Annotated in this window: 9 protein-coding genes and 2 pseudogenes; 8 read left to right on the top strand and 3 right to left on the bottom strand. The window is 43.7% G+C overall.

The genetic code is table 11. The features are described 5' to 3' along the window. Positions 1–772 (bottom strand): annotated as a pseudogene (locus DA100_RS13665) (IS3 family transposase); the annotation flags it as partial. Positions 773–788: 16 nt separating this feature from the next. On the opposite strand from DA100_RS13665, the gene DA100_RS21165 reads away from it, so the two are divergent. The 8 genes from DA100_RS21165 (at position 789) to DA100_RS13630 (ending at position 7,420) form a co-directional block, all read left to right on the top strand. Beyond that, positions 789–3,866: a T6SS effector BTH_I2691 family protein gene (locus tag DA100_RS21165; RefSeq protein WP_138972650.1), complete on the top strand. Its 3,078-nt coding sequence runs from the start codon at positions 789–791 to the stop codon at positions 3,864–3,866. Further along, positions 3,867–4,595 carry a hypothetical protein gene (locus DA100_RS13655; protein WP_138972649.1) on the top strand — a complete coding sequence of 243 codons (729 nt, stop codon included), beginning with the start codon at positions 3,867–3,869 and terminating at the stop codon, positions 4,593–4,595. Between the two features lie 73 nt (positions 4,596–4,668). Beyond that, entirely contained in the window at positions 4,669–4,803 is a 135-nt protein-coding gene (locus DA100_RS21530) for a hypothetical protein (RefSeq protein WP_276608344.1), read from the top strand. Beyond that, positions 4,803–5,537, top strand: a complete 735-nt coding sequence (locus tag DA100_RS13650; protein ID WP_138972648.1) for a hypothetical protein — start codon at positions 4,803–4,805, stop codon at positions 5,535–5,537. Before DA100_RS21530 ends, DA100_RS13650 begins: the two co-directional genes overlap by 1 nt. Next, on the top strand, positions 5,524–5,748 hold the full coding sequence (locus DA100_RS13645; protein WP_138972647.1) for a hypothetical protein: 225 nt from the start codon (positions 5,524–5,526) through the stop codon (positions 5,746–5,748). The genes DA100_RS13650 and DA100_RS13645 overlap by 14 nt, the downstream gene beginning before the upstream one ends. Next, positions 5,745–6,482 carry a hypothetical protein gene (locus DA100_RS13640; protein WP_138972646.1) on the top strand — a complete coding sequence of 246 codons (738 nt, stop codon included), beginning with the start codon at positions 5,745–5,747 and terminating at the stop codon, positions 6,480–6,482. The genes DA100_RS13645 and DA100_RS13640 overlap by 4 nt, the downstream gene beginning before the upstream one ends. 30 nt (positions 6,483–6,512) lie before the next feature. Next, positions 6,513–6,692 (top strand): hypothetical protein, encoded by a 180-nt coding sequence (locus DA100_RS13635; protein WP_138972645.1) that lies wholly within the window; start codon positions 6,513–6,515, stop codon positions 6,690–6,692. Further along, positions 6,689–7,420, top strand: coding sequence for a hypothetical protein (locus DA100_RS13630; RefSeq protein ID WP_138972644.1), 732 nt, complete (start codon positions 6,689–6,691; stop codon positions 7,418–7,420). The genes DA100_RS13635 and DA100_RS13630 overlap by 4 nt, the downstream gene beginning before the upstream one ends. A gap of 210 nt (positions 7,421–7,630) precedes the next feature. On the opposite strand, the pseudogene DA100_RS13625 reads toward DA100_RS13630, so the two are convergent. Next, positions 7,631–7,861 (bottom strand): annotated as a pseudogene (locus DA100_RS13625) (ribulokinase); the annotation flags it as partial. A gap of 102 nt (positions 7,862–7,963) precedes the next feature. Further along, on the bottom strand, positions 7,964–8,272 hold the full coding sequence (locus tag DA100_RS13620) for a cytochrome c (RefSeq protein WP_138972643.1): 309 nt from the start codon (positions 8,270–8,272) through the stop codon (positions 7,964–7,966). Between the last annotated feature and the right edge of the window lie 36 nt (positions 8,273–8,308).

Raw genomic sequence — 8,308 nt, 5'->3', positions numbered from 1 at the left:
GCAATGATTCGTTCAAGCACTCGAACCACTCGTTGCGCTGGGAGGCTTAAATCCACTTCGATAGCGAGTGCTTCACGATTGAAGTCATCCACTACGTTGAAGGTTCTAAATCGACGTCCGCACTGTAAGCTGTCACTCATAAAGTCAATCGACCAACACTGGTTAGCTACCATAGGCACATTAAGCGGCTCAGGCGAACGAGTTGGTAAGCGTTTTTTCGCTTTACGACGCCTATTGAGTTTGAGTTCGCAGTAAATCCGATATATCCGTTTATGATTCCAGCCATGTCCCCAGCGACGAAGTATTTTGAGCAATTTGCTAAAACCGTAGGCTGGATAACGCTCAACCGCCTTTTGCAGTTCAACAATCACTTCATGATCGTTATTCGCTTTAGGCTGGTATCGATAAACCGAATCACTAATGCCAACTGCGCGACAAGCAAGACGTAAACTGGCATTGTGCCGTTGTCTGGCATACTCAACCAGTTCGCGTCTTATCGCTGGCTTTACAGCTTTTTTTCTACGATGTCCTTGAGAATTCGATGCTCTAAGCTCAACTCAGCAAACATGGCTTTCAAGCGACGATTCTCCTCTTCTAAGTCTTTAAGGCGTTTGACTTCAGAGGCTTCCATCCCACCGTATTTTGCTTTCCAGTTGTAGTAGGTGGCATCTGAAATGCCGTATTCACGGCACACTTCATTGACCTTACGACCCACTTCCACTTCTTTTAAGATTTTGACGATTTGTGTTTCTGAGTAACGTGATTTTTTCATCGCGGGTTCTCCTTCTATGCTCAGTCTAAGCCGAAGAACTCTAAAATGGTATGCCACTAGTTTAGGGGAGGTTTACAGTTGGTTGTATGTCTATGACGAGACGGATAAGACTTTTGATGAGTATCAGGTGAAAGGGTATGAGTTGACCAAAATTGACTGGTCAAACGATGAAGCGGATAAACCTGCGAATCAGCGTGGCAGCAAAGGCGAAACGAAAACCTGCTTGGTCTACCCAGCGAAAAATACACTCTATATGACGTTTGCCCATCAACGCTGGACATGGCGACTGTGTGAGCATATGCGTTCTAACCTATCCCATCGTTCGACATGGATGCGTAAGGTAAATTTGCAACAGTTCCATTCAACACAGAGTCACCCCCATGCGGGCCTTTCGTCTCAGCTTGGCAAGTATGTCGCTGATGTTGGCACCGATGGAGCACCGACAGGTGTGTTTGATACGACCTGTACACCATTAACACCCATTGAAGGCGGAGTTGATGACTTCAAACATGTGGCAGACAAGGCTGGGTGTTGGGACTTAGATTATCGAGCTGACTTGCCCGCCCAAGATTGCGGGATGTTTATTGCCCTCGATGACCCTCTAGCGGATGTGAGCGACTTGTTCTTACCTCTTTCCAAACAGGTTGCGGCGCACAGCACAGCCCACCAAGATGAAGACAATCTTCACAAGCTACAAATGGCCGAACTGACTCGAACACTAGGGCGGATAAGAGTAGAACATGATGAGTTACCGGTGCAGGTTAAAGATGACCCAATCAAGGTGATGGAGTTTGAACGTCAACTTACTGAATATGTCGCCACTCAATCTCTGGCAGATAAAGAGCGTACCGCCCTTGAAGCTAACCCGAATGTCGGCAACGCCCCGTTTACTCCACTTCAAGAACAAGCGATTGAGAAGCTTGCTGAGCTAAAACAGACGTATCGCTTCACTCCGACTGCCGCGCAACGAGAAAGTTGGCAGCGCAATACGGTGTTTAGTGACGAAGTCAACTGGAGTGAACTCGATGCTTTCCTTACTCAGTATTACACTCAGATTAAAGGTCTAGATGAGCGTATCGATGTGCTTTATCAAGATTTTATGACCGTATTTGAGCAATTGGGGACTGACCCACTGGTTTTTGGTCTCGATAATCAAGACGAGACTCACCTTACTTATCTACTTAGCTTAACCAGCCAGTACTTAGCGGTGGTAAAACAAGCGGTAAATACCGAGCAAGCGAATGAGCAGTTGAAACAGGCGCTTTCACTGGATTCGCCCAAAACGCTTTTCGCTCTAGCTTCTCTCGGTTTTAAGTTAGAAAACTGGCAAGCACTGAACGCTTACGTCGATGAACTTGGTAACAGTCTGCTCTCAATGGAGAACTCCAGTGACATGGTCACTGTATCGGGTGCGATTGCTAACTGGGGTGGGTTCACCAGTGACGTGCGTATGCATGATAAAGCGTGGTTTAAAGCACTAGCTGAGCCGGTACAGCTTAGCTTTATTGCACTTCAAAAAGCCGTCTCAGGGGTGGCCCAAGAGAGTTGGCGTGCTACTTCGAACTTGCTGTTCCCTAGCCAGATGAATACCACCGCTACACCGGAAGGTTTAGTCAGCAACTTGCGGCTAGTTATGTTAGAGGCCATCGTGAACCCAGAAGCTATCGTGGTTCATAATCCTGACTATCCCGCACAGTTTAAAACATGGCAGCGAAAGTTAAACACCGAAATGGCAACAATTCGTCGTATCAACCAGCTTCCCTCAGGAGAGGTGACGCCAAAGAACCACCAGATACAAACCATGCGCAGTGCTCAGCAGAAAATGCAGAAGTTGTTGAGTAGTGAGTTGCCAATGATGGTGATGCTTAAGCATGACGCGGTCAATAACACCGCCAAGCAAATGCTTAACGATGCAGTAGAACGGAGTTGGCAACAAGGTAAGCAGCTTACTCAAGCATCATGGGACAAATTGGGTAAAATGGGGGGTGTCGTCGCCCTCCTAAACCTTTGGAACGTGTCGGTTGTTCTGCAAGACATCCGCCATAAAGTCGCGCAACACCCGAATACTAGCTTGTGGACTAACCCTGCAATTAGAGAAGCGACCTATGCGACAGGTTATGCGGTCTCTGCTGTTGCCGCTGTGTGGCGAGATGCTGCTTGGGACATTATTGTTAAAGATTCAGAATTGCTTAAAAAAAACCTTAACAAAGCAATGGTGACATCTAGTGTTTCAGAGGTGGCTACACTCAAAACTTTTGCGAAAACCACGGCGGCGGTCTCTTTGTTTGGCTTGATTGCCACGGGGTTCGAAACATGGGAAAGCTACGATAAATTCAAAGATTCAAGTCATGCGCCAATGGAGCGGTTGGGTTATGGGTTAAAAGGACTATCCACAGGATCACAGACATTAGTTTTTGTTGCTCAATTTACATTAAATTTCTTTAGTCGGTTAGGTGTTGGTAGTATCAGTGCCATTGTCGCCTCTTGGATGCTTACTACACTTATGGTTGTTGGTATTGTATATCTGATTGGTGTCATCATCATTAATGTCTTTAAACGTTCAGAACTTGAGAAATGGCTGCTTCACTCCATATGGGGCAAACAATCGAAGCAATGGAAGCCTATCGAGGAGTTAACTCACTTAGAACACATTATTCATAAACCTCAGGTTCAGCTTAACTCAGTCCCTAACCGAAAACCTTCCCAATGGATGGACACTGGCACCAACCAATGGCAATTGGAGTTGACCTTGCCTGCATTTACCATAGGCCAACGGATTGGCTTACAAATAACGCGTAAGCCCAAACAAGTTTATAGCTATGGCACCAGTGAGGAGATACCCGCTCAGCTTCTTAATGAGCAACAGGGTACTTGGCATTTAGATAACGAAGAGGGAGATCCCATCTATCGACTGACTACCGGCGGCACCACGGATGATACCATTACAGTGTTAGTTAGCATGCCGTTTAACTGGCAAGCCTCAAAACATCAACAACTGGGCTATATAGCGTCAGGTAAAAAACAAGGTGATTTAACCGTAGAACCTGCGCCAAAAGAATTTGCGACTCGTACTATTGAAGTGAGAATAGAATAGATGACCTCTAATGACAGAATCGAAACATTAAAAGAAAAGTTGTACCAGGATAAGGTAGTTTATTGTTGGGAGCATATTGGTCCCGATGGAAATTATTCTCCAATTATTCGATGGCTCCTAGCTCTATTTATTGGCCTATTTTTACCAATATTTTTAGTGATGGTGAGCAGTACCGCTATGTGGAGTGCAGGTTTTTGGTTTTGTTTTGTTTTGGCTACAATAGGAGTTTTGATAACAAGATATTTGTTTATTCCGGATAAGCATCGCTGTTATCACCTAACTACACTGGGTATCCATTACACAGAGCAAGATATGATCCCAGAGGTGGCGTATAAAATCGTGCGCGGCTTTGCTTGGGTGGGAATTGTGGTGTGTGTTATTGCGGTTTTGTTACTTGGCCCCTTGGCGCTTGTCGGTGCAGGGGCATTTGCACTGATGTCATTTGGGATGACCAATTTTAAACCAATCGTTGATAAGTGCTGTCTGTTAATTGATGATAGCAGTGTCGCCTTTAATCTAACGAACGATGGTGTGATGTCATTTGCTGTTCCTGAGAAAGGTGTGCATGCCTTCTCAGGTGATATCTATATCTCTCTTGAGCAAAAAGAAGAGTTACTTGCTTACTTAAAAAAGACTTTTCCCAACATAGAGATCGTCAAAATCAAAAGACTTAATGACCAATATAAACACCCTGTTTATCAGCGAGATGAAGAGAGTGCAACGGAGTAACGTTCTCGCTTTCTCACAGAGTGATTAAATTTGGGCGGCAGCACTGGTCGATACCATCACGATACTGGTTAGCATGCCGTTTAGCTGGCAAGCCTCAAAACATCAACAACTGGGCTATATAGCGTCAGGTAAAAAACAAGGTGATTTAACCGTAGAACCTGCGCCAAAAGAATTTAGCACTCGTCTTATTGAAGTGAGAATCGACTAATGAATAATGATCAAAGTATAGAGTCTCTAAAGGAACAACTTTATAACGTTGAGATAGCCTACTCTTGGGAGCACAAAGGATATGGCGGTAAATACGATCGTCTAGGGATATGGGGAATGGCAATATTTGTTGGCTGTTCAATATTTGGCTTTTTTTGGCTTGTTCTTGATGATTTTACCGTAGATACCCCGATGTTTTGGGTAGCTTTTGCTTTAATGACCATGATGGTATTGATAACAAGGTATCTGTATTTTCCTGATAAACATCGCTGTTATCACTTAACCTCACGGGGTATTCATTACACGGAGCAAGATATGATCCCAGAGGTGGCTTATAAAATCGTGCGTGGTTTGGCGTGGGTGGGAATTTTGGTGTGTTTTATTGCGGTTTTTTTACTTGGCCCGTTAGCCTTAGTGGGTGCGGGGGCATTTGCACTGATGTCATTTGGGATGACCAATTTTAAACCAACCGTTGATAAGTCTTATGTGCTTATAGATGATCGCAGTGTCGTGTTTAATCTAAATCATGACTCAGTGCTGTCATTTGGAAGCCCTAATCGAGAAACATTTGATTATATAGGGACTGTTTTTATTTCGACGCTTGATCAAAAAACAGCGTTACTTTCTCATCTAAAGTCGGCTTTCCCTGAAATTGAAATAGTCGAAATAAAAAAGCTGAATGATAAGTATAAGCACCCGATTTATCAGCAAGATGAAGAGAGTGCTACAGAGTAACGTTCTCGCTTTCTCACAAACTCATCAGATTTGCGTGGCAGTACTGGTTGACACCATCACGGTACTGGTTAGCATGCCGTTTAACTGGCAAGCCTCAAAACATCAACAACTGGGCTATATAGCGTCAGGTAAAAAACAAGGTGATTTAACCGTAGAGCCTGAGCCAAAAGAATTTGGCACTCGTCTTATTGAAGTGAGAATTGACGAATGAAGAGTAAACAAGACATCGAGTCCCTTAAGGAACAACTTTATAACGCTGAGGTAGCGTATTCTTGGGAACACAAAGGGTCATCGATAATTGGCAAACACGGCCATTTAATAAATTGGGGAACGTCGATATTAATCTGTTATTCATTGTTCGGCTTTTTTTGGTTTGTTCTCGATGGGCTAACAGTGGACTCACTCGCTTTTTGGGGGCTTTTTGCCCTCACAACAATGATGATGCTGGCCTCAAGATATTTGTATTTACCCGATAAGCTCCGCTGTTATCACTTAACCTCAATCGGTATTCACTATACAGAGCAGGATATGATCCCAGAGGTGGCGTATAAAATCGTGCGCGGCTTTGCTTGGGTGGGAATTGTGGTGTGTATTATTGCGGTTTTGCTACTTGGCCCGTTAGCCTTAGTGGGTGCAGGGGCATTTGCACTGATGTCATTTGGGATGACCAATTTTCAGCCAGAGGTAATTAAATCTTATCTTCTCATGGACGAACGTAGCGTCGCTTTTAATCTAATAAACGATGGTGTCGTTTCATTTACAACCCCAGATATAGGAACTCTTGCTTACTCCGGTGATATTTTTATATTCCCTGAGCAAAAAGAAGAGTTACTTGCTTACTTAAAAAAGACTTTTCCCAACATAGAGATCGTCAAAATCAAAAGACTTAATGACCAATATAAACACCCTGTTTATCAGCAAGATGAAGAGAGTGCAACAGAGTAACGCTCTCGCTTTCTCACAGAGTGATTAAATTTGGGTGGCAGCACGGACGATACCATTACATTGTTAGTTAGCATGCCGTTTAACTGGCAAGCCTCAAAACATCAACAACTGGGCTATATAGCGTCAGGTAAAAAACAAGGTGATTTAACCGTAGAGCCTGCGCCAAAAGAATTTGGCACTCGTATTATTGAAGTGAGAATAGACCAATGAAGAATAACCAAAGCATAGAGTCTCTAAAGGAACAACTTTATAACGTTGAGATAGCGTACTCTTGGGAATATATAGGTGGAGAGGGGAAGTATAGTCACTTAATAGAGTGGTGCACAGCGATATTGGCTGGCTCACTATTCCCGTTGTTCTTATTAGTCGTAGAAGATGATGCTATTTATCAATCTGGTTTTTGGCTGTTTTCATCAGCTGGTTTAATAATGGTGTTTGTATCAAGGTACTTGTTCGGGCCTGATAAACATCGCTGTTATCACTTAACCGCACTGGGTATTCATTACACGGAGCAAGATATGATCCCAGAGGTGGCGTATAAAATCGTGCGCGGCTTTGCGTGGGTGGGAATTGTGGTGTGTGTTATTGCGGTTTTGTTACTTGGCCCGTTAGCCTTAGTGGGTGCGGGGGCATTTGCACTGATGTCATTTGGGATGACCAATTTTAAGCCAACCGTTGATAAGTGCTGTCTGTTAATTGATGATCGCAGTGTCGTTTTTAATTTAATCAACGATAACGTACTTTCTTTTACGATTCCTGAAAAAGGTCAAATGGGATACAAGGGATTGATATTCACATCGACTCTCGAAGAAAAGCAAGCGTTGTTAAATAATTTGTACTCACTTTTCCATGAGCTTGAGGTCGTCAAAATCAAAAGACTTAATGATCAATTCAAACATTCAATTTATCAGCAAGATGAAGAGAGTGCTACAGAGTAACGTTCTCGCTTTCTCACAAACTCATCAGATTTGCGTGGCAGTACTGGTTGACACCATCACGGTACTGATTAGCATGCCGTTTAACTGGCAAGCATCAACGCATCAACAACTAAATCATTTATCTAAGGGGTGAGTGAGCCAATGTGATGGTATCGCTTATCTGTACCCAGAAGTAGAAAACCCAAGGTGGTGAGCCTTGGGTTTGGTGTTTTAAAACGCTTCCATTAGACGTTTGTATTGAACATCGTCCTCGTACATTTTGTGGAAAATTTTGTACTTAGCATCATAAAAGTGTTTTATTTTCTCTGTCTGAGGCATCACGCTTTTGCTTATCCGACTCATCGCATTCATTGCATCTGGAATATCACTGTAGAACCCTGCGGCAACGGAGCCCAACATTGCAGAGCCAAGAAGTACGGCTTCACTCTCTTCTGGTAGTAGAGAAGTAAGATGGGCGCACCGGCTATCTACAGCATTCAGCGTCTTTTGGTATTACGGCGGGGAAAGCATCCCGAGGAAAAGGCTTTGTTCTATTTGCCGACGTTAGTTTTGACTGGAGAAGTAAGCGGCAATGTCTTTTAGATCTTGATCATTAAGGCGCGAAAGCTGACCTTTCATCATTTCTGCCAGTGGTCCAGTCCGATTACCTTGCTGATAATCTTTCATAGATTGGTATAGATACTGAGCGTTTTGACCATTGATGTTAGGGTAAGACGGCTTAACCGCTTGCCCTGTTTGACCATGACAAAAGACGCAGCTTGGCGCTTTGATTTTGCCCAGTTCTGGGTCGCCGAATAACTCAGCTTGAGAGAAGGGTGACAATAACAGTAGAAGTAAGAAGACTCTTGCCATCAGTTGAACTCGGTAAACAATGATGGAGCTAGAATA

The organism is Vibrio sp. Hep-1b-8 (assembly GCF_006124995.1).
In the GTDB taxonomy this organism is placed as follows: Bacteria; Pseudomonadota; Gammaproteobacteria; order Enterobacterales; family Vibrionaceae; genus Vibrio.
This window is presented reverse-complemented; position numbering and strand designations above follow the sequence as displayed.

Excerpts from the sequence above, each read along its gene's own strand:
- DA100_RS13650 (WP_138972648.1), top strand. The coding sequence starts at position 4,803 with ATGAATAATGATCAAAGTATAGAGTCTCTAAAGGAACAACTTTATAAC.
- DA100_RS21530 (WP_276608344.1), top strand. The coding sequence starts at position 4,669 with ATGCCGTTTAGCTGGCAAGCCTCAAAACATCAACAACTGGGCTATATA.
- DA100_RS21165 (WP_138972650.1), top strand. The coding sequence starts at position 789 with ATGCTCAGTCTAAGCCGAAGAACTCTAAAATGGTATGCCACTAGTTTA.
- DA100_RS13655 (WP_138972649.1), top strand. The coding sequence starts at position 3,867 with ATGACCTCTAATGACAGAATCGAAACATTAAAAGAAAAGTTGTACCAG.
- DA100_RS13620 (WP_138972643.1), bottom strand. The coding sequence starts at position 8,272 with ATGGCAAGAGTCTTCTTACTTCTACTGTTATTGTCACCCTTCTCTCAA.
- DA100_RS13630 (WP_138972644.1), top strand. The coding sequence starts at position 6,689 with ATGAAGAATAACCAAAGCATAGAGTCTCTAAAGGAACAACTTTATAAC.
- DA100_RS13640 (WP_138972646.1), top strand. The coding sequence starts at position 5,745 with ATGAAGAGTAAACAAGACATCGAGTCCCTTAAGGAACAACTTTATAAC.